The sequence below is a fragment of the Nonomuraea sp. NPDC050783 genome, from assembly GCF_040802095.1.
Lineage (GTDB): Bacteria > Actinomycetota > Actinomycetes > Streptosporangiales > Streptosporangiaceae > Nonomuraea.
In genome coordinates this window covers 84,844-102,977 of sequence record NZ_JBFAHK010000019.1, presented here as the reverse complement: position 1 = coordinate 102,977, position 18,134 = coordinate 84,844, and the positions used below count along the sequence as shown (strand labels likewise).

Genomic DNA, 18,134 nt, shown 5'->3' with positions numbered 1-18,134 from the left:
TCAGCGCCAGGGTCGCAGGGCCGTGGCCAACGCTTCACGGCCCAGCGGCCCTTTCCAGGCGGGGTGCCCGTCGGGCCTGATCAGCAGCGGCTCCCCGAGTCCCTTCAGCTCGCTCACAAGGCGGCCGTCCACAGGCTCGCCCGGGGCGTCGGCCAGGATCGGGCGGCCCGCGCGAAGGTGCTCGAACAGCCGCGTCCCGTCGGGCAGGTCCCGGTCGGGTACGCGCGGTCCGAGCCCGTAGGAGATGTCCAGCCCTGTGATCATCATGGCGATCCTCCGGTTCGCCTCCGGCGTGGCGAGCAGGTCGCCCACGTGCGCGCGGAGCGCGTCCACGTGCTCTCCGGGCGCGCTCAGCGCGCCCTGCGCGCGCGTGTTGGACAACACCCGGGCGCCCACGGGATGCCGCTCCTCGTGGTACGTGTCGAGCAGCTCCTCGCCGGCGCTCCCCCGCGCGACGAGGGCCAGCTTCCAGCCGAGATTGAACGCGTCCTGCAGCCCGGTGTTCAGCCCCTGGCCCCCGGCCGGCGAGTGGACGTGCGCCGCGTCCCCGGCCAGCAGCACACGTCCGGAGCGGTAGCGCGCCGCCTGCCGCGCGGCGTCGGTGAACCGCGAGATCCACCGCGGGCTGTGCATCCCGAAATCGGTGCCCGCCACCCGGACGAGCATCGCCCGCAGGTCCTCGAAGCCGAGGGCCGCCGAGTCGGCGACGGCCGCCCCGGCCTCGTCCACGATCACCCGCCACCACCCCTCCTCGAAGCCGAGCACCGAGAAGTTTCCCCGTGGCGTCCGCCGGAGCAGGAACCGCTCCTCGGGCGGGTCGGCGAGCTCGACGTCCCCGAGGATCGACGTGGTGGTCGCCGGCGTGCCCGGGAAGTCGACGCCCGCCAGCCGGCGCACCGCGCTGCGGCCGCCGTCACAACCGACCAGATAGCGCGTCTCCACGGGCCCGGCCGTGGTCTCGACCACGAGCGGCTCCCCGGCCGCCGGCGCCGGCCCCGGGTGCAGGCCCGTCACCTCGACCCCGCGGCGGATCCGCACGCCCAGCTCCCGGGCACGGGCTTCGAGCAGCCGCTCGATCCGGCGTTGCACGATCACCAGCAGGAACGGGTGCCGGGTCGGCAGCACCGACAGGTCGAGCGGCATTCCGGCGAAGCGCGCACCCGGCAGCGGACGCCCCTCGGCCAGGAACGGGTCGAGCATCCCCCGCTGGTCGAGCACTTCCAGCGACCGCGGGTGCAGCCCGCCCGCCCTGGAGTCGCGCGTGGGCTCGGTCAGCCTTTCGAGCACCAGCACGTCCACGCCGGCCAGCCGCAGCTCGCAGGCCAGCATCAGGCCGGTCGGGCCGGCGCCGGCGATGACCACGTCCTCCATGATCTCCCCTAACAACATTAGGGTTTTCTCGAACGATGTTAGGTCTAGCTCTAATACTGCTAGATTGTCAACCGTGCCTCTCACACCCGACCTGATCGCCCGGACCGGCCTGCGGCTGCTCAACGACGTCGGCCTCGACGGCCTGACCATGCGGATGCTCGCCAAGGAGCTGGGCGTCCAGGCGCCCACGCTCTACTGGCACGTCAAGAACAAGCACGAGCTGCTCGACCTGATGGCCGGGCTGATCACGGCCGAGGCGGCCGACGGCGTCGAGGGCCCCGGCCGCCACGAGACCTGGCAACAATGGATCGCCGGCCTCGCGCGCCGGATGCGCGACGCGATGCTCCGCTACCGCGACGGCGCCAGGGTCACCGCCGGGTCCTACTCGACGGGGCCGTCCATCGGGCGGACGTTCGAGCTGGTCCTGCGCACGCTCACCGACGCCGGCTTCCCGGCCGCCGAGGCGGCCCGCGCGTTCCCCGCCGTCCTGCACTACGTCGTGGGCTTCACGATCGAGCAGCAGGCACGCACGGGCGAGGGCTACGAAGGCCCCAACCCCTACGCGCAGGAGGTGGCCATCGACGGAGCCCGGTATCCCCTGACGGCGAGCGTGACCAAGGAGCTGCACGCCGCCGGCAGCGACGACAACTTCGAGTACGGCCTGCGCATCGTGCTGGCGGGCATGGAGGCCGTCCGCCAGGCGGCCCCCGATCAGAAGATCTCCGGCGCTCCGCCGCCCTCGGGCGCGTAGTAGTGCGCGATGGACGCGTACAGCGGCATCCCCCGCAGGTGCCCGGGCTCCAGGCGCACGCCGGTGCGATGCTCGGCGAGGGCGAACGCGGCTTCGAGATGGCGGGCGACGAACCCGTCGCCGGGATCCCGGTAGCCGGGGATCATGTCCGGGTACTCGGCGTCGAGGACCTGGTCGTCCGGGTGCCGGGTGCCGCCGTGACCGCGGTACGCGGGATCGAACCCACCCTGGGCCGGTCCGGCCTCGACGCCGCCGGGGCCGCTGTGGTCGGGATCGTCCACGGCGCGCAGGCGGCGCAGCACCTCGCGGGGATCGAGCTCCTTGACGAAGGTGACGCAGAAGCCGGAGCCGAGCAGATCCCCGAACTCCTCCACCCAGCGATAGTCCTCAGCCGTGACGCCCCTCACGATCATCTCCTCCGTCCGGGGAGTGACCACCATAGAACGGAACCGCCCGGACGCCGCAGGACGCCGGCGCGCCGCCCGTCCCGGGGGTCTCAGCGCCGGGCCAGCGCCAGCACGCTCAGCCCGAACATCAGGACGCCCAGCGGGAGGTGCACCGCGGGCACGTGCGCGATGCCGAGCAGGACCTGCGCCGAGGCCAGGACGAGGAACCCGGCCGCCTGCCCGACGGGCCGGAGCGGGCCGCCGCCCGGCTTCCACGCCAGCACCGCCGCGACCAGGTACAGGACCGTGGCCCCGTACATCACGCGGGCCCCGGCGCTGTGCAGCGTCTCCCCGTAGGACGTGGTCAGCAGCAGCCCGGCGGAGACCGCCTGGAGGAAGATGGTCAGCGTCTGCAGGGCGATCGCGATCCGCAGGAACGAGAGACGGCGCTGTGCCGTCGCGTGAGTGGCCATGCCGAAGGTCCCCCTTTGTCCGCCCGCAGGCAGTAGGTCGATAAGGTCTTAACGGTCCGACGAAGCGGGCCCGCGAAAGGTAAGGCGAGGGGACGGCCGCGACCGTGGGAACGGCGGGAACGAGCGCCGAGGCGATGGCCGGCGAGCGGCGCCGGCTGATCAACGTCGCCTACCGGCTGCTCGGCTCGCTGAGCGAGGCCGAGGACGCCGTCCAGGAGGCCTACGCCCGCTGGTACGCGCTGCCCCGGAGCCGGCAGGACGAGATCGTCTCCCCCGGCGCCTGGCTGACCACGGTGACCGGCCGCATCTGCCTGGACGTGCTCGGCTCGGCGCGGGCCCGGCGCGAACGCTACGTCGGCGAGTGGCTGCCCGAGCCGCTGCCCGACCGCGCCGAGCGGAGCGGCGGCCAGGGCGCCGACCCCGCCGACCAGATGGTCCTGGACGAGTCGGTGACCATGGCGTTCCTCGTCGTCCTGGAGTCGATGACGCCCGCCGAGCGGGTGGCGCTCGTCCTGCACGACGTCTTCCGCTACCCCTTCGCCGAGATCGCCGGCGTCCTGGGCCGCACCCCCGCGGCCTGCAAGCAGCTGGCGGCCTCCGCCCGGCGACGGGCCGAGGCCGCGCGCGCCCCGGTCAGGGCGTCCGCGCAGGCCGACACGGTGCGGCAGGTCAAGGCGGCCTGGGAGACGAAGGACATCGCGGCCCTGGTGGACCTCCTCGACCCGGCCGCCGTGCTGACCGCCGACGGCGGCGGCCTGGCCGGCACCACCCCGCACCCGATCGAGGGCGGCGCGCGCGTCGCCCGCTACATGGTCGCCCTCGCCGACCTGGCGCCGGGGCTCGAACTCCTGGAGCGGCCGGTCAACGGCGTGCCGGGCCTGGTGGCCCGGCGCGACGGCGCCGTCATGGTGGTGGCCTCGTTCGACGTCGCCGACGGCCGCGTCACCCGGATCTGGGCGGTCCGCAACCCGGAGAAGCTGCGCCCGTGGACCCGCGAGGACCGGCCCCTCACGGAAGGCTCGCCCGGCGCGGACGGCGGGACGACCCCGGGCTGATCCACCCGTCGGACGTCAGGCGTCAGGCGTTCAGCGACCTCCGCACGGCGGCGTCCACCAGCTCGTGGATCTCCTGGTCGCTGAAGATGCCGGGCAGGGTCAGCCGCTCGACGATGAGCCAGTTCAGCGCGAGGTAGAGGAGCACCACCGAGGTCGAGTCGCCGGGCAGGCCCGAGGCCGCGTGGTAGCCGATGTTGGCGTCGATGTCCTGGCGGATGCGTTCGGTCAGGACCTCGCGCAGCTCGGGCCGCCGGGTGGACTCCAGCCGGAGTTCGAGCAGGGCCAGGTAGCCGGAGTTGAAGGCGGAGACCCGATCCACCAGCTCGTGCATGAGCCGGGCGTAGCGGGTCTCGTCCTGGACGCCCTCCTGGCCGCGGGCGAGCGTGACCTCGTCGGGCAGGAGCCGCTCGTAGATGCGCCCGCCGACCTGGGTGAACAGGTCGTCGCGGTTGGCGAAGTAGTTGGAGGCGGTGCCCGGGGGCACGGCCGCCTCCGCGTCGACGGCCCGGAACGTCAGCCCGCGCGCCCCTTCCCTGGCCAGGACCTCGATGGCCGCGTCGATCAGCGCCTGCCGCCGTTCGGGATTTCTCCGCACTTGACACCACTCCACATGTAGTACTACGTTCAAACCACTTCACACAGAGTACTACATCGGGAGTTGCTTGATATGCGAAAGCTCGTCTACTACATCGGCGTCTCCCTCGACGGCTACATCGCCGGCCCGAAGGCGGAGTTCGACTTCTACCCCCTGTCCGACCAGATGGCCGCCTGGATCAACACCCGCTATCCCGAGACGCTCCCCACCCACATCCGCGAGCCCCTCGGCCTCGCGAACGAGCCCAACAAGGTCTTCGACACCCTGGTGATGGGCCGCGGCACCTACGAGCCCGCCCTGGACGTCCCCACCACCAGCCCCTACTCCCACCTGCGCCAGTACGTCGTCTCCAGCACCCTGAAGATCGACGACCCGACGGTGACGGTGGAGAGCGGCGACCCGCTCGCACTCGTCCGGCGGCTGAAGGCCGAGGACACCGGCATGGACATCTACCTCTGCGGCGGCGGCAAGCTCGCCGGCGCCCTGCTCCCGGAGATCGACGAGATCATCCTCAAGAGCTACCCCGTGGTGGCGGGCGCGGGCATCCCCATGTTCTCCGGGCCGTTCCGCCCCACCCTGTTCACCCCCACCCGGCGCGAGTCCTTCGACAACGGCGCCCAGGTCACCTGGCTCGCCAGGGCCTGATCCACAAGAAACGCGAAGGAGCACGTATGCGCATCAAACTCCCCGCCTCCCTCGACCAGTCCAAGCCCGGCCACCAGCCTCCGCCCCCGCACCGGCACGAGCACCCGGCCCGTGCCCTCAAGCCCACCGCCCGGACCAACCCCTCCCGCCGCTCGACCACCGCCCCGCGCCGCACCGGGTACTGAGCGCGCCCGTTCCAGCCACCTCAGGAGCGGCGGGCCCGCCGCTCGGCGGCGTCGAGCGCGGGCACGAGCGGGGCGAGCGCGGCCCGCAGCAGCTCCGGCAGCGAGCCGGACGGCACGACGAGCCCTCCGGCCGTGAAGGACGCGGCGGCGGCCCGCAGCCACTGCTCAAGGGCGACGCGGACGGCGGCGGCCACGCTCGCCGCGAGCACGCGAGCGGTGTGCGGGCCGGCGTCCGGGCCGACATCCGGGCCGACATCCGGGCCGGCGTCCGGGTCAGGGTCGCCGAGGCGTCCGGCGATCGCCTCGACGAGGGGCCCCTCGATCGCGCCTGCGCTGTCGACGAACGCCCCGCACAGCGCGGGACTGGTCGTGATCAGCAGCAGCGCGTCACGCCCGGCCTCGCCCGGGGCGGTGAACTGGTCCACGACCGCCTCCACGACCGCGACGGCGAGGCCGACGCCGGCGGGCCGGCCGGCCACCGCCGCCGCGATCCGCACCTCCCGCTCGCTGGTGACGGCGGCGACGATCGCCTGCTCGCGGCTGGAGAAGTAGTTGTTGTACGTACGGGGCGAGACGCCTGCGGCCTCGGCGATGTCGTCCACCCGTACGTTGTCCGGCCCGCGCTCCAGCGCCAGCCGCAGCGCCGCCGCGCTCAACGCCTCCCGGGTGGCCTGCTTCTTCTGCTCGCGCAGCCCCGTCCGCCTCGTCGTCACCGTCCTATCCTCCCAGAAAAGGTGCGTGTACGCAAACTTGCGTGTACGCACTTTTCCTGTCTAGCCTGGCGTCCCTCTCCGATCCCTCCCACGAACGAGGAGACGCCATGATCACCGATGTCGTCATCGCCGGCGGCGGCCCGAACGGATTGATGCTGGCCTGCGAGCTGAGCCTGGCAGGGGTCCGGCCGCTGGTGCTGGAGCGGCTGCCCGAGCCCGCCCAGGAGCCGAAGGCGAACGGGCTGCTGGGCCAGGTCGTCCGGCTGCTCGACCACCGCGGGCTGCACGAGCGCCTGAGCGGCAGCCCGCGACCGCCGCGGCCGAACTCGGCGTACTTCATGTTCGGCGCGATGGCCCTGGACCTGAGCCTCCTGGAGGACAGCCCCGTCCACGCCCTGCCGGTACCGCAACGGCGCCTCGTCGAGGTCCTGGAGGAGCGGGCGGCCGAGCTGGGCGTGGAGATCCGCCGGGGGCACGAGGTCGTCGGCCTGTCGCAGGACGACGACGCCGTCACCCTCGACGTCGCGGGCCCGGACGGCCGTCACCGCCTGCGGGCCCGGTACCTGGTCGGCGCCGACGGCGCCCACAGCACCACGCGCAAGCTCTCCGGCATCGGGTTCCCCGGCGTCACCTACGACCGCATGACCGTCCGCTCGGCGCACGCCACCGTCCCCCCGGAATGGATCGACCCCGCGACCGGCGCGCTCGACGTGCCCGGTTACGGCGCCGTCATGCCGTTCCTGCCCCACCGCACCGAGCGCGGCGGCTTCTCCTACGCGCCCATGCCCGGCCACCCGCCGCTGGTCAGCACCACCGAGTGGGACCAGCCCGCGACCGACGCCCCGATGAGCCTGGAGGAGCTGCGGGCGAGCGTCCGCCGCGTGCTCGGCGCCGACGTGCCGCTCGGGCCGCCCGACGGCCACGGGCCGCACGTGCTGCGCCGGCTGACCGGCGGCAACACCCGGGTCGCCGAACGGTTCGCCCAGGGCAGGGTGTTCCTGATCGGGGACGCCGCCCACGTGTTCGCCGCCACGGGAGGCGGCCCCGGGCTCAACCTCGGCCTTCAGGACGCGGCCAATCTCGGCTGGAAACTCGCCGCCGAGCTGCGCGGGAGCGCCCCGCCCGGCCTGCTGGGCAGCTACGGGAGCGAGCGGCGCCCGGCCGCGCTGCGCATGGTGCTGAACGCCCGGGCGCAGTCGGCGCTGATCGCCCCCGGCGACGACGTCACCGGCCTGCGCGAGCTGTTCGCCGAGCTGCTCCGCGACCCGGACACGGTACGCCGCCTGGCCGAGCTCACCACCGGCGCCGACGTCCGCTACGACATGGGCGGACCCGAGCCGTCCCACCCGCTGACCGGCCGCTTCGTCCCGGACCTGGAGCTGCGCACCCCGGCCGGGCCGGTCCGGGCGGCCGAGCTGACCAGGGCCGCGCGCCCCCTGCTGCTCGACCTGACCGAGGAGTCGTCCCTGGCGCGAACGCCCGCCCTGCGGCACGACCAGGTGGATGTCGTCACCGGGCTCCCCGGGCTCCCCGGGCTCCCCGCGCTCCCCGGGCCCCACGCGCCCACCGCCCTGCTCCTCCGCCCCGACTGCCACGTGGCCTGGGCCTCCTCATCGCCCCGGCCGGACGCGGCGGAAAGGGCGGCGCTCCAGGCCGCCATGCGACGGTGGTTCGGCGCGGGCGCCCGAGCCGCCACGGGTGAGTGACCACAGGCACGCCGCCATGAGCAGGGCGGTCAGCCCGCCGCAGACCATCACGGTGGAGACCGAGAAGGCATCGACGACGCGGCCGCCGAGGAAGGCCCCGAGAGCGAAGGTCGCCTGGAAGGAGGAGGTGAAGACGACCGTGGCGGCCTCGGGTGCCCGGGGGGCGGCGGCGACGAACGACGCCTGCGAGCAGACGGGCACGCCTCCGTAGGCCAGGCCCCAGACCACGAGCGACGCCACGGCTCCGGCGGCCGTGCCACCGGCCGAGGGCAGCAGCAGGGTGGCGGCCGCGACCAGGCAGCCGCAGGTCGCGAAGGCGGCTCGCAGGCGTGTGGCGGCGACCCTGCCCGCCAGGAAGTTGCCGGCGATCCCGGCGGTCCCGTACGCCAGCAGGACGGCGCTGACGGCCGCGGGAGACAGGCCGGTGACGTCCTGGAGGAAGGGCGTGACGTAGGTGTAGGTACCGAAGTGGGCCACGACGATCAGGAAGGTCGCCACCAGGGCGACGGCGGCCCCACGGGTGCGCAGCAGCCCGAGCAGGACGCGACCGCTGGTGACCTGCTGGGCGGGCAGCGGCGGCAGCAGCACCAGCAGCGCGGCCAGCACCAGGACGGCCAGCACGGCCAGGGCCAGGAAGGCGGTCCGCCAGCCGGCGAGGCCGCCGATGAAGGTCCCGGCCGGTACGCCGAGCACGGAGCCCAGCGGCACGGCCGAGAAGATCACCGCGGTGGCGGCGCCGACGGCGCGCGGCGGCACCAGGCGCCCGGCCAGCCCGGCCCCGATCGACCAGAAGCCGCCGATGGTGAGGCCGACGAGCACCCTGGAGACCAGCATGACCTCGTAGGAGGCCGCCGCCGCGGCCAGCACGTCGGCCACGGCGAGCACCGCCATGCAGGCGCACAACATCAGCCGGCGGTCCAGACGCGCGGTGGTCAGCGTGACGGCGGGCGCGGCGACCGCGGCGACGACGCCGGGCAGCGTCATGGTCAGCCCCGTGGTGCCGCTGGAGATGCCGAAGTCGGGGCCGATGGCGGTCAGCAGGCCGATGGGCAGGATCTCGCTGGTGACGATGGCGAAGATGCCCAGCGTGATCGAGATGACCGCGAGCCGGCTGACGAGGGGCGAGCGGGGCGGGGCGAGCGTGGTGGACATGATTCCCGTTCGGAAGGCGCGTGTGGCGTACGGTCACCCAGCCAAGCAGTGCCGGAGCACCAGGCACTGGCACCTTTCGGACGCAACCGTCGGCCGGTCCCCGAGATCGGGCGGGAACCGATCGGGGCCCTCCCGCCGGGGCTCCGTCACACCTTCTCCTCCGCCGCTTCCTCCGCCGCGCGCCGGGTGCGGGCGAGGGCGAGGACGAAGGTGGCCAGCGCGACCACGATGATGCCCGCGCCGAACACGCGGAACGTGGCCACCGGGCCCAGGGCGTGCACCACGAACCCGGCGGCGATGGCGGGCAGGGAGATGGCGGCGTACGCGACCAGGTAGAACGCCGACATCACCCGGGCGCGGTGCTCGGGCGGCGCCGCCGCGCCCAGCAGCCCCAGGGACCCGCCCAGCCCGAGGCCGCCACCGAGACCGATCACCACGCTGCAGACGACGAACCCGGCCGCGCTGCCCGCCGAGATCGCCCAGGCCAGCAGCGCGATCCCGGCGGCCAGGACGAGCATGCCGGACCAGAGCTGCGCGGGCGCCGGCAGGCCCCGCCCGGCGGGGCCGGGCAGGCGGCGGGCCAGGACGGGGGCCAAAGCGGCGGCCGTCCCCATGACGAAGATGGCCAGCCCGCCGGGCAGGTTCCCGGCCGAGCCCATCAGGGCCGGCGCCAGCGCGGGCACCAGGGCCAGATACAGCCCCACGATCGACCACGACGACGTCACCCCGAGCCCCGACACCACGAACGATGCGAGGATCGGCCTGGGCACCCCGGGCGCCGCCATCCGGAACCCGGCCCGCGCGCCCAGCGTCTCCGGCCGCCGCCGGACCCCGGCGAGCAGGAGCAGATCGACCGCCGCGAGCACGGCGAAGGGCGTCAGGAGCGGGGCGGGGGCGTACTCGACCAGGACCGCGCCGAGCAGCCCGCCGCCTCCCATCCCGAGCCCGCTGGCCAGCGTGTTGAGCAGCCCGGCGGTGGCCGGGCGCAGGTCGAGCAGCGCGGCGCCGGCGGCGCTGATCGCCACGCCGGTGGCCACGCCCTGCAAGCCGCGCGCGAGGAACAGCCAGCCCACCCCGGAGGCCACCAGGAACATGCCCAGCGAGACGAGCAGCCCGGCCAGGCCGGTCAGGATGGCCGGGCGCCGCCCCCACGAGTCGGAGATCCGCCCGAACAGCAGCAGCGCCGCGAGCACGCCCAGGCAGTACGTGGCGTAGATCAGCGACAACGTGGAGGTGGGGATCGCCCAGGCGGCGGCGTAGAGCTTGTAGAGCGGGGACGGCGTGGCCGACGCGGCCAGGCACAGGCCGATGACCCCGGCCTTGATGGTGGTGTCGTTCACGCCTTTCACCCTGGCAAGGGCCTTTTCCCCGGCACGAGTGGCAGGACTGCCCACCTTCGTCAAAATCCTGCCGCTAAGCTGGGCCGCGTGAAGGTCCCCGGAATGGTCGTCCTGGCCGTGATCGACGGCATGCCGATGTTCGAGCTGTCCATCGTCTGCGAGACCTTCGGCCTGGAACGCCTCGACCTCGCCGACCCCTGGTACGAACTGCGCCTGGCCGCCTCCGGCCCGGTCTGCACCCGCAACGGGTTCACGCTGAGGCCGCGGTACGGGCTCGAGGCGCTGGTGGAGGCCGACACCGTCGTCGTCCCCGCGCTGCCGGGCGACTACGTGGACGGGGACGCCCGGCTGGAGCCCGCCCTGCTGGACGCCCTCAAAGCCGCGCACGAGCGCGGCGCGCGCCTGCTCTCGCTCTGCACGGGCGCGTTCGCGCTGGCCGCGGCGGGCCTGCTCGACGGCCGTACCGCCACCACCCACTGGATGCGTACCGACCTGATGCGCGCCCGCCACCCGCTGGTCCGCGTGGACCCGTCCGTCCTGTACGTCGACGACGGCGACATCTTGACCAGCGCGGGCCGCAGCGCCGGGCTCGACCTGTGCCTGCACGTCATCCGCAAGGACCTCGGCTTCGAGGTGGCCAACCAGGTGGCCCGCCGCCTCGTCGTCCAGACGCACCGGCCGGGCGGCCAGGCCCAGTACATCCAGGCCCCGATGCCCCGCACCGACGGCGACGGCCTCGCGCCGCTGCTGGAGTGGGCGACCGAGCGCCTGCACCGTCCGCTCACCGTCGCCGCGCTGGCCAGGCAGGCCGGGCTCAGCCCCCGCACTCTGGCCCGCCGCTTCCACGACGCCACCGGCACCACTCCCCTGCGCTGGCTGCACGCCCAGCGGCTGTCCCGGGCCAGGCAGCTCCTGGAATCCACCGACCTGCCCGTGGACCGGGTCGGCCAGGAGAGCGGGCTGGGCTCGGCCGGCAACCTCCGGCACCACTTCATCCGCGCGGTCGGCGTCACCCCGACCGAATACCGCCGGGCCTTCCACGAGGTCCGCCCGTGAGCGCGCCACGGGGCGTTCTCAGACGCCCTGCAGAACCCGATCGAGCGCCGCCCGGCCCGCGGGCCCCCAGCTCGGCTTGCCGCCGGGGAGGCCCCGGTCCCCGTTCTGCCCCATGAGCATCAGGAAGAGGCTCTTCATCGCGGCCAGCCCGCGGGCCCGCCGGACCGCCGCCTCGTCCGCCCGCGCGTACGCCTCGAAGAACCGCGCGGCCGCGCCCGCGGGCAGCAGCACCCACGCGGCGCCGAGGTCCCACGCCGGATCGCCGGCGAACAAGGTACCGAAATCGATCACGCCCGAGAGCGTCCCGTCCGAGACGACGACATTCGCGGGATGGAGGTCGCCGTGCACCCACACCGGCGGGCCCTCCCACTCGGGGGCCGCGACGGCGTCGTCCCAGACGGCCCGGACGGCCCGGACGGCGCCGGCATCGCCGACGGCGCCGGGATCGACGGCCCGCAGGAACCGCTCGAAGCCCTCCGTGCACCTCTTGGGGTGAGCGCCGAAGGCCCCGCCGGCCGGAGCCCCGGCGGGCGCCTCCACGTGGAGCGCCCTGAGGAAGCCCGCCAGCGCGCCGGCCGCGTGGGCGCCGCGGCTGATCGAGCCGTGGTCCAGCGGCTCACCGGGAACCCACGTCATCACGGTCCAGTGCTTGGGAAAGCGCCCGGACGGCTCACCGAACCGCACCGGGACCGGCACCGGGAGCGGCAGGCGCGGGGCCAGCACAGGCAGCCACCGCCGCTCCTTGAGCTGCGGCTCCGGGGTGGGGTCCATGCGCTGCATGCGTACGGCCAGCTCGTCCCCGAGGCGCCACATCTGGTTGCCCCAGCCGCCCGCCACCTCGCGGACGGGCAACCCCGCGAGATCCGGATGTTGCTCCCGCAGCAGATCGCGGACCAGGTCGGCGGTGATCTCGAACTCGGTGCCGGTCATGCGACGTCACAGTACCGAGGCGGCGGGGGTCCGTGCCGAGCCGCGATGCCTGCCCCGCTCGCCGGGCGGAGTGGTGGGTTCACGAGCCGTCAGCGGCATCGCGCCCGCCGGCCGCGGTTCGTTCCGCGTAGCCGTACAGGAAGGCCGAAACCCCTGCGGTGACCATCTCCCGGAGCGCGTCCTCGTTGCGGAGGTCCGCCCGGTCGGTGAGGTTGTCGGCGCGAAGTGCGGGACCAGGTCGGAGGTCAGCACGACGAGCACGTGCAGCGGGCCAGGGGCCTGCACCCGGGCCGCCCCTTCGCCGAGCACGCCCGCGACGCGCTCGCGATCGTCGAGCAGTCGCCCGGCGCCCTCGTCCTGGAGCGGATGCGCCTCATCGTGGACTTCCACCAGCGCAGCGTCGCCGGACGCGACAACCACGCCGGCGACGCCCGGACCTGGGCCGGCTCGATCATCGCCCACCAGCAGCGGACCGGCCGCCGCGTGGCCTACTGGGACGGCATCGCGCACACCTCGGCGGCTCCGGCGACCCTGGGCCTGGCGCCGCACCGCGGCCCCCAGCCCACGGTCGGCAGCGTGCTGCGCGACCACTACGGCACGCGCTACGTCTCCGCGGCGATCGGCTTCCACCACGGCGACCTCGGCACCGTCACCGTCCCCGCACCGGCCCCCGACTGGCTCGACGCCCGCCTCGGCGCCACGGACCGGCCCGCCCACTGGCTCGACCTGCGTGACGGCGGATGGGACGGGCCGATGAGGGCCCGCGTCATCAGCGGCGTTTACCACCCTTCCAGGGACGCGGCCGAACACCTCGCCGTCGCCTCCCTGCCCGACGCGTTCGACGTGCTCGTCCACCTGCGCCAGGTGTCCCCCGTGCGCTGGTCGACGGCGTAGGGGCGCGCCGGCATCCGGCTGACACCCGAGCACGTACGCGGCCCGTCGCCGTACGCGGCCCCGAACCAGGATGAACCCGATCCGGAAACCCTCGAAACGACAAGATCCCGCTCGATCCCAATGATCAGCCGGGATCCCGTCAACCTCAGTCCAGCCGCCCAGGACACGAACGGACCTGGCCTGGGACGAAGGAGAGCCCGAGAAGACCACCTCCCAAGACCGGCGCAATCGTTTCCCGGACACCGGCCCTCCCTGTCCTGTCTGGCCGTTCTTGCTCAAGGGTCACTGCGCGGACATCTGCTCCATTCCGCTTGCCGGCGAGCCAGGTAAGCATCGGGGTTCTCCTTCGCCTCGATCACATGCTCGATCGTGACGCGGGCGACGCCACAGTGACGCGGCGAGCAACTACGTGGCCAACTACCGTCGATGAGGGAAACGCCGCGTCATCATGTCGAAGTGCCGCAGGTAGAAGTCCTCGAAAGCCTGCGTCCGTGTTAACGGGTCCGCCGGGCCCGGGGGCGCCCAGAACAACTCCCGAACCGGAGCCCCAGGACGACGACGGCGCCGTCATACCATGCCGGATCGTTAGAATCCGAGAACCTTCCCGGCTCGGCATCGCTTGCTCTCATCCGGCGCGGCCACTCGATCAATCACCCGGTAAATGCGGATCGTTCCCAGCGGGAAGTGCTCGTTTCCCGCGGACCGCAGCCAGCGATCGGGAGGAAGCCGGACCACCGTTGGCAGCTCGGCGCACGTCGGCGTCCCTCACTCTGCCGGGAGTGCCCGTCGCGGCGGCTCGTCCGGCAGCGCCGCGCGGCCGGTGCCGGTGACGGCACCGGGGGCCTGGACGTCCGGCCCGGCCGTGCCTCCGTACGTGGCGATCTTGTATTCGATCGCCGTGAGGGAAAGAGTCAGCTCGCGGATCCGGCGGCGGATGGTGTCGCGATGCTCGACCAGCACATCCAGCCGCTCCGGCACCGTGTGCCCGCCGGCATCGACGAGCGAGATGTAGTGCTGCAGGTCACGCATCGGCATGCCGGACAGCCGCATCCGGGTGAGGAACACCAGGCGCCGAACCGCTTCGGCGTCGTAGACGCGATGACCATGACCGTCGCGGGCCACCTCGATCAGCCCGGCCCGCTCGTAATAGCGCAGCGTGTGGGGCGAGAGGTCGAGGAGGTCGGCGACCTCGGCGATCGTCATCGTCTCGGGCAGACCGGCCAGGTCGGTCAGATCGGCGAGACGGTGGATCGCCTCGACCGACAGCGGACCGTCGTCCCCAAGCGCTTCGAGCGCCCGGGTCATCAGATCGTCGGTGGCCATGACCACGAGCCTAGACGGGCCGTACCGATGCGGAGACACCCTCGAAGTCGGCGCTGCGGGCGGTCTCGGCCCACTGCTCGACCTCGTCCAAGCCGCGCCGGTAGGCACGCGAGATCCGCTCGACCGCCTCGCGCCCGAGCGGCAGCCGCAGCGGCACCTCGTCACCGTGCGCGAGGGACACGATGATCTCGGCCGCCCGCGCAGGGTCACCTTCCTGGCGTCCGTCGGCACCGGCCATGTCCGCGCGGACGCCGGCGAGCAGGTCACGGTAGGTCGCGGACGGCTCGACGACCTCCAGCACGTCACCCCCGTTGAAGCCGGTCCTGAACCGGCTGGGCTCGACGAGCATCACCCGGATCCCGAACGGCGCGACCTCCCCGGCCAGGGCCTCGGACCAGCCTTCGAGGGCGAACTTCGACGCGGAGTACGCCGACACGCCGGGGAACGACATCCGCCCGCCCTGGCTGCTCATCTGCACGATCGTCCCGGTGCCCCGCTCACGCATCGTGGGCAGCGCCGCCCGGACGAGCGCGGCGGGGCCGAACAGGTGCAGATCCATCAACTCGCGCAACTGCGCGTCGCTGATCTCCTCGACCGCTCCGATCACGGCCCGGCCCGCGTTGTTGACCAGCACATCGAGCTGACCGAAACGGTCGAGGGTGTCGCGTACGAGATCCGCGGCCGCGGCGACGTCCCGGGCGTCGAACTTCGCGACCAGGCAGTCGTCCGGGTACGCGGCCTCCAGATCGGCCACACTCTCGGGCCGGCGCACCGCCGCCACCACGTGGTCGCCCGCCGCGAGCGCCGCCTCCGCCAACGCGCGCCCGAACCCGCGGGACGCGCCAGTGATGATCCAGGTCTGTGTCGTCATGGCGGGGACGCTACGCCTTCGAGCGCACTCGAACGCAAAACCGACGTGACCACCAGAAGGGAAGATCACGACCTGGCCTTCCGCAGGACCGTCGGCACTCCACCGGACACCTCGAACGTACGGCGGACGTTCCCCAAGGTCACCAAACGAGCGGGACTCGGAACGACCTGGAGCGCCGAGAACTACGTCACTTGTTCACCTCCACCAAGAGCGACCAGAACGTGCCCACCGCGCCCATCGCCGACCCCTGCTCCTGACTGGCAGCGCCGTCGTGGTCGGCGTCGGCATCGGCATCGGCATCGGCATCCGCGGCTTCTCGGCCGCGATGCCCGGCGTCATCCTGGCCGTCACCCCAAGAGCGAGACATCGAGCGCCATGAGCTTCACCTACGTCATCCGCCACGCAACGTCGGTACTCTCGTGGCATATGTCACACATGTCCCCCCTCGGATGATGTGCCATCATGAGTATCGTCACTTAGACGATAAGGGGGTGCGCCGCGACGCCGGCCGGCATCGGCGCAACGGCGATCCCCACACCGGCAAGCCTCGCTCTCGCCCGCCGACGCACGCCCGAGACCAACCCGTAAGTCAGATGCACTCATCCCACCACTGGAGGTTCCATGCCCAAGGGCTACTGGGTCAGCGTCTACCGCACCATTTCAGACCCCGAGAAGCTGGCTGCCTACAACAAGCTGGCCGGTCCAGCCGTCAAGGCCGGGGGCGGCCGGACCTTCGTCCGTGGCGGCCGGGTCGTGGCGCACGAAGCCGGAATCGCCGAGCGCACCATCCTGATCGAGTTCGACAGCTTCGAGCAGGCCGTCGCGGCGTACGAGAGTGCGGCCTACCAGGAGGCGCTGGTCACCCTCTCCGACGCCGTCGAGCGCGACTTCCGCATCGTCGAAGGCATCGACTGACCGAGGTCCAGTGGATTTTCACTGAAGATCCACTTCCTTGATCTCGCCGGTCGCGGGCGGAGTGCGTACGGAGTTCGGTGAGGATGCGCCAGGTCTTCAGGGCGCACGAAGCAGTGCTCAACGACGGCAGCAGCCACGTCCCCAACCTCACATTCAACCAACCACCCCACCTGCCGCCGCCCCCGCCACAACAACGGGGCCGGCCCCATGCCCACCGCCAGAGCCGCGACCCCCTACGCCGGCCCGCCCACATCCGGGGCACCCAAGGACAGACGTGGAGCGCCGCCAAACCGACCCGCAAACGCTGTTGCTGCTGCTGGACATCGACGAAACCACCACCCCATCGCAACACCCCGCTCACCACCGGCTCCGCCATGCCCAACGGCCGGATCCCGCCCGATCGCGATGATCAGACGGGATCCCGTCAACTTCAGTCCAGCCTTTCCAGGAACGACCCCTGTCGGGGCGTTCACGAATAGGGCCGCCCTGCGGCGCAAGACGGGTTGAGAAGATCGCTTCCCGACTTTGCTGTGATCGTCTCCCGGACGCCGCCGCAATCGCATCTTGATCTCAGCGTGAGAAGCTCCCGCCCATGGCCACACAGGACAACCCCAACCCCCAGCAGGCGCCCCGCAAGGACTTGGAGGAGGCGGCAGCGCTGCGCTACACGGTGGCCGCGCTACGCCTGCTGGGATCGATGGGCATCGGCGGAGGTTTTGCTGGAGCAGTGATCGAGTTGGTCTGGCATCCGAACTTCCCGTCGCTTCCATGGCTTGCCGTCTTTCTGGTCGCCGTCATGGCGGGTGTCGGCTTGCGGATCGAGGCAGCTGTGCAGGACCGTTCATCGCGCTGAGCACAGTTCCACTCAAGCTTGCTCCAGGCGATGACAAGACCGACCAAGGGAGTCCCGGGGCATTTGCGCGAAGGCTGGGATCTGCGCTGGAGGCTGCACAATCGCTTTCCAAGATGCGTGCGCGTCGGCGAACATTATCCCATCGGTCCGGCTCCCCCAGAAAGAAGCGAACTGCGGTCTTCAACAGACCGATTCTGCCCGAGCACAGCGAACGGGGGCAGAACTCAAGAGTCCTGCCCCCGTTGCGCCCACCACGGCTCCGGCCTCCAGTTCAGAGGCTCACCAGATAGCGTCTGGCGGCGCGGCCAGCATCTATACCCGCAGGGGTTTCTCCTGCGAGCCACCTGGTAGGAGCCCGAGCAGCTGGGCTACTACCAACGCAGCTGCAGCTTATAGGTCACGCCGAAGCTCGTCCGCTTGCATCGGTAGGCCTTGGCCCGCAGGGCGAGCTTCTGGGCCTTTCCGTTCACCCGGCACTGCCATTTGAACGGATACACCCCCACGGTCTTCCAGGCGCCAGCGGTCTGGACCGGATCGCTCACGGTTACGGCCATCGGCGCCGACGAGATGATCTGAGCATGATGAGTTGTTTGTGCGGAGGCCGTGGCACCGCCCAAAACCGCTGGTGCCATCGCGAAGGCGCCGACGGCGACAAGAGCCGCCACGGTGGTACGCATACGCATGTTGATTCCCTTCGACGAATTCCGCAGCGCCTCCGTCCCCTGCTGGGCGGGAGCATCAACGGATATCTGCACCATCGCCGGTGCCGCCTTGAGGATGTGTTGAGAAAGCGTTGAGCCACCTCGCCAACGACCCCGGTGACCACGGCCAGGGCTCCAGCACTCTTGAACGAGGAATCGAGCTGCAGGGCAGCCAAGAGCGTCGCCGACCCCGAGGTCTGTGGGCTTCAGATGCGGGCC

The 18,134-nt window shown here is 72.2% G+C and carries 21 protein-coding genes; 9 read left to right on the top strand and 12 right to left on the bottom strand.

The window, feature by feature from the left end; genetic code table 11:
- The gene (locus AB0H75_RS37610) at positions 1-1,371 is read right to left on the bottom strand and encodes an FAD-dependent monooxygenase (protein ID WP_367804427.1); all 1,371 of its coding nucleotides are present in this window, start codon (positions 1,369-1,371) and stop codon (positions 1-3) included.
- Positions 1,372-1,444: 73 nt separating this feature from the next.
- Here AB0H75_RS37610 and AB0H75_RS37605 point away from each other — a divergent pair, with 73 nt between their 5' ends.
- Complete coding sequence (locus tag AB0H75_RS37605; protein ID WP_367804426.1) at positions 1,445-2,122, top strand: TetR/AcrR family transcriptional regulator C-terminal domain-containing protein; 678 nt, start codon at positions 1,445-1,447, stop codon at positions 2,120-2,122.
- Here AB0H75_RS37605 and AB0H75_RS37600 read toward each other — a convergent pair.
- Both AB0H75_RS37600 and AB0H75_RS37595 read right to left on the bottom strand, forming a co-directional pair.
- Positions 2,083-2,529 (bottom strand): DUF6461 domain-containing protein, encoded by a 447-nt coding sequence (locus AB0H75_RS37600; protein WP_367804425.1) that lies wholly within the window; start codon positions 2,527-2,529, stop codon positions 2,083-2,085. The genes AB0H75_RS37605 and AB0H75_RS37600 overlap by 40 nt on opposite strands.
- Before the next feature lie 89 nt (positions 2,530-2,618).
- Positions 2,619-2,981, bottom strand: coding sequence for a hypothetical protein (locus tag AB0H75_RS37595; protein ID WP_367804424.1), 363 nt, complete (start codon positions 2,979-2,981; stop codon positions 2,619-2,621).
- A gap of 104 nt (positions 2,982-3,085) precedes the next feature.
- Here AB0H75_RS37595 and sigJ point away from each other — a divergent pair, with 104 nt between their 5' ends.
- Positions 3,086-4,036, top strand: coding sequence for an RNA polymerase sigma factor SigJ (gene sigJ / locus AB0H75_RS37590; RefSeq protein WP_367804423.1), 951 nt, complete (start codon positions 3,086-3,088; stop codon positions 4,034-4,036).
- Positions 4,037-4,058: 22 nt separating this feature from the next.
- Here the strand turns inward: sigJ and AB0H75_RS37585 are convergent, their stop codons facing one another.
- A complete protein-coding gene (locus AB0H75_RS37585; RefSeq protein ID WP_367804422.1) occupies positions 4,059-4,631 on the bottom strand; it encodes a TetR/AcrR family transcriptional regulator in 573 nt (190 codons plus the stop codon).
- 72 nt (positions 4,632-4,703) lie between these two features.
- Between AB0H75_RS37585 and AB0H75_RS37580 the strand changes: the two genes are divergently transcribed.
- Positions 4,704-5,276: a dihydrofolate reductase family protein gene (locus AB0H75_RS37580; RefSeq protein ID WP_367804421.1), complete on the top strand. Its 573-nt coding sequence runs from the start codon at positions 4,704-4,706 to the stop codon at positions 5,274-5,276.
- A gap of 26 nt (positions 5,277-5,302) precedes the next feature.
- Complete coding sequence (locus tag AB0H75_RS37575) at positions 5,303-5,461, top strand: hypothetical protein (RefSeq protein WP_367804420.1); 159 nt, start codon at positions 5,303-5,305, stop codon at positions 5,459-5,461.
- A 20-nt stretch (positions 5,462-5,481) separates the two neighbouring features.
- On the opposite strand, the gene AB0H75_RS37570 is transcribed toward AB0H75_RS37575, so the two are convergent.
- Positions 5,482-6,174, bottom strand: coding sequence for a TetR/AcrR family transcriptional regulator (locus tag AB0H75_RS37570; protein ID WP_367804419.1), 693 nt, complete (start codon positions 6,172-6,174; stop codon positions 5,482-5,484).
- A 107-nt stretch (positions 6,175-6,281) separates the two neighbouring features.
- Here AB0H75_RS37570 and AB0H75_RS37565 point away from each other — a divergent pair, with 107 nt between their 5' ends.
- Positions 6,282-7,880, top strand: a complete 1,599-nt coding sequence (locus AB0H75_RS37565) for an FAD-dependent oxidoreductase (protein WP_367804418.1) — start codon at positions 6,282-6,284, stop codon at positions 7,878-7,880.
- Here AB0H75_RS37565 and AB0H75_RS37560 read toward each other — a convergent pair.
- Together AB0H75_RS37560 and AB0H75_RS37555 are read right to left on the bottom strand one after the other, a co-directional pair.
- On the bottom strand, positions 7,785-9,032 hold the full coding sequence (locus tag AB0H75_RS37560) for an MFS transporter (protein WP_367804417.1): 1,248 nt from the start codon (positions 9,030-9,032) through the stop codon (positions 7,785-7,787). The genes AB0H75_RS37565 and AB0H75_RS37560 overlap by 96 nt on opposite strands.
- Before the next feature lie 146 nt (positions 9,033-9,178).
- Entirely contained in the window at positions 9,179-10,372 is a 1,194-nt protein-coding gene (locus AB0H75_RS37555) for an MFS transporter (protein ID WP_367804416.1), read from the bottom strand.
- Between the two features lie 87 nt (positions 10,373-10,459).
- Between AB0H75_RS37555 and AB0H75_RS37550 the strand changes: the two genes are divergently transcribed.
- Positions 10,460-11,428 carry a helix-turn-helix domain-containing protein gene (locus AB0H75_RS37550; protein ID WP_367804415.1) on the top strand — a complete coding sequence of 323 codons (969 nt, stop codon included), beginning with the start codon at positions 10,460-10,462 and terminating at the stop codon, positions 11,426-11,428.
- A gap of 18 nt (positions 11,429-11,446) precedes the next feature.
- Here AB0H75_RS37550 and AB0H75_RS37545 read toward each other — a convergent pair whose 3' ends face one another.
- Entirely contained in the window at positions 11,447-12,358 is a 912-nt protein-coding gene (locus AB0H75_RS37545; RefSeq protein ID WP_367804414.1) for a phosphotransferase, read from the bottom strand.
- 225 nt (positions 12,359-12,583) lie between these two features.
- Here AB0H75_RS37545 and AB0H75_RS37540 point away from each other — a divergent pair, with 225 nt between their 5' ends.
- Positions 12,584-13,252 (top strand): erythromycin esterase family protein, encoded by a 669-nt coding sequence (locus tag AB0H75_RS37540; RefSeq protein ID WP_367804413.1) that lies wholly within the window; start codon positions 12,584-12,586, stop codon positions 13,250-13,252.
- Between the two features lie 765 nt (positions 13,253-14,017).
- On the opposite strand, the gene AB0H75_RS37535 is transcribed toward AB0H75_RS37540, so the two are convergent.
- From AB0H75_RS37535 to AB0H75_RS37525, 3 genes are all read right to left on the bottom strand, one after another.
- Complete coding sequence (locus AB0H75_RS37535) at positions 14,018-14,575, bottom strand: MerR family transcriptional regulator (RefSeq protein ID WP_367804412.1); 558 nt, start codon at positions 14,573-14,575, stop codon at positions 14,018-14,020.
- A gap of 10 nt (positions 14,576-14,585) precedes the next feature.
- Positions 14,586-15,446, bottom strand: a complete 861-nt coding sequence (locus AB0H75_RS37530) for an SDR family NAD(P)-dependent oxidoreductase (RefSeq protein ID WP_367804411.1) — start codon at positions 15,444-15,446, stop codon at positions 14,586-14,588.
- A 187-nt stretch (positions 15,447-15,633) separates the two neighbouring features.
- Entirely contained in the window at positions 15,634-15,813 is a 180-nt protein-coding gene (locus tag AB0H75_RS37525) for a hypothetical protein (RefSeq protein WP_367804410.1), read from the bottom strand.
- Between the two features lie 254 nt (positions 15,814-16,067).
- Here AB0H75_RS37525 and AB0H75_RS37520 point away from each other — a divergent pair, with 254 nt between their 5' ends.
- Entirely contained in the window at positions 16,068-16,361 is a 294-nt protein-coding gene (locus AB0H75_RS37520) for a DUF1330 domain-containing protein (RefSeq protein WP_367804409.1), read from the top strand.
- Between the two features lie 592 nt (positions 16,362-16,953).
- On the top strand, positions 16,954-17,214 hold the full coding sequence (locus tag AB0H75_RS37515; RefSeq protein WP_367804408.1) for a hypothetical protein: 261 nt from the start codon (positions 16,954-16,956) through the stop codon (positions 17,212-17,214).
- A 371-nt stretch (positions 17,215-17,585) separates the two neighbouring features.
- Here the strand turns inward: AB0H75_RS37515 and AB0H75_RS37510 are convergent, their stop codons facing one another.
- Positions 17,586-17,972, bottom strand: coding sequence for a hypothetical protein (locus AB0H75_RS37510; protein ID WP_367804407.1), 387 nt, complete (start codon positions 17,970-17,972; stop codon positions 17,586-17,588).
- Positions 17,973-18,134 lie beyond the last annotated feature (162 nt).

Bases quoted from the DNA above. Each gene is read 5' to 3' on its own strand.
- AB0H75_RS37610 (WP_367804427.1), bottom strand. From the start codon at position 1,371: ATGGAGGACGTGGTCATCGCCGGCGCCGGCCCGACCGGCCTGATGCTG.
- AB0H75_RS37595 (WP_367804424.1), bottom strand. From the start codon at position 2,981: ATGGCCACTCACGCGACGGCACAGCGCCGTCTCTCGTTCCTGCGGATC.
- AB0H75_RS37580 (WP_367804421.1), top strand. From the start codon at position 4,704: ATGCGAAAGCTCGTCTACTACATCGGCGTCTCCCTCGACGGCTACATC.
- AB0H75_RS37575 (WP_367804420.1), top strand. From the start codon at position 5,303: ATGCGCATCAAACTCCCCGCCTCCCTCGACCAGTCCAAGCCCGGCCAC.
- AB0H75_RS37565 (WP_367804418.1), top strand. From the start codon at position 6,282: ATGATCACCGATGTCGTCATCGCCGGCGGCGGCCCGAACGGATTGATG.
- AB0H75_RS37560 (WP_367804417.1), bottom strand. From the start codon at position 9,032: ATGTCCACCACGCTCGCCCCGCCCCGCTCGCCCCTCGTCAGCCGGCTC.
- AB0H75_RS37545 (WP_367804414.1), bottom strand. From the start codon at position 12,358: ATGACCGGCACCGAGTTCGAGATCACCGCCGACCTGGTCCGCGATCTG.
- AB0H75_RS37535 (WP_367804412.1), bottom strand. From the start codon at position 14,575: ATGGCCACCGACGATCTGATGACCCGGGCGCTCGAAGCGCTTGGGGAC.
- AB0H75_RS37530 (WP_367804411.1), bottom strand. From the start codon at position 15,446: ATGACGACACAGACCTGGATCATCACTGGCGCGTCCCGCGGGTTCGGG.
- AB0H75_RS37525 (WP_367804410.1), bottom strand. From the start codon at position 15,813: ATGTCTCGCTCTTGGGGTGACGGCCAGGATGACGCCGGGCATCGCGGC.
- AB0H75_RS37520 (WP_367804409.1), top strand. From the start codon at position 16,068: ATGCCCAAGGGCTACTGGGTCAGCGTCTACCGCACCATTTCAGACCCC.
- AB0H75_RS37515 (WP_367804408.1), top strand. From the start codon at position 16,954: ATGGCCACACAGGACAACCCCAACCCCCAGCAGGCGCCCCGCAAGGAC.
- AB0H75_RS37510 (WP_367804407.1), bottom strand. From the start codon at position 17,972: ATGGTGCAGATATCCGTTGATGCTCCCGCCCAGCAGGGGACGGAGGCG.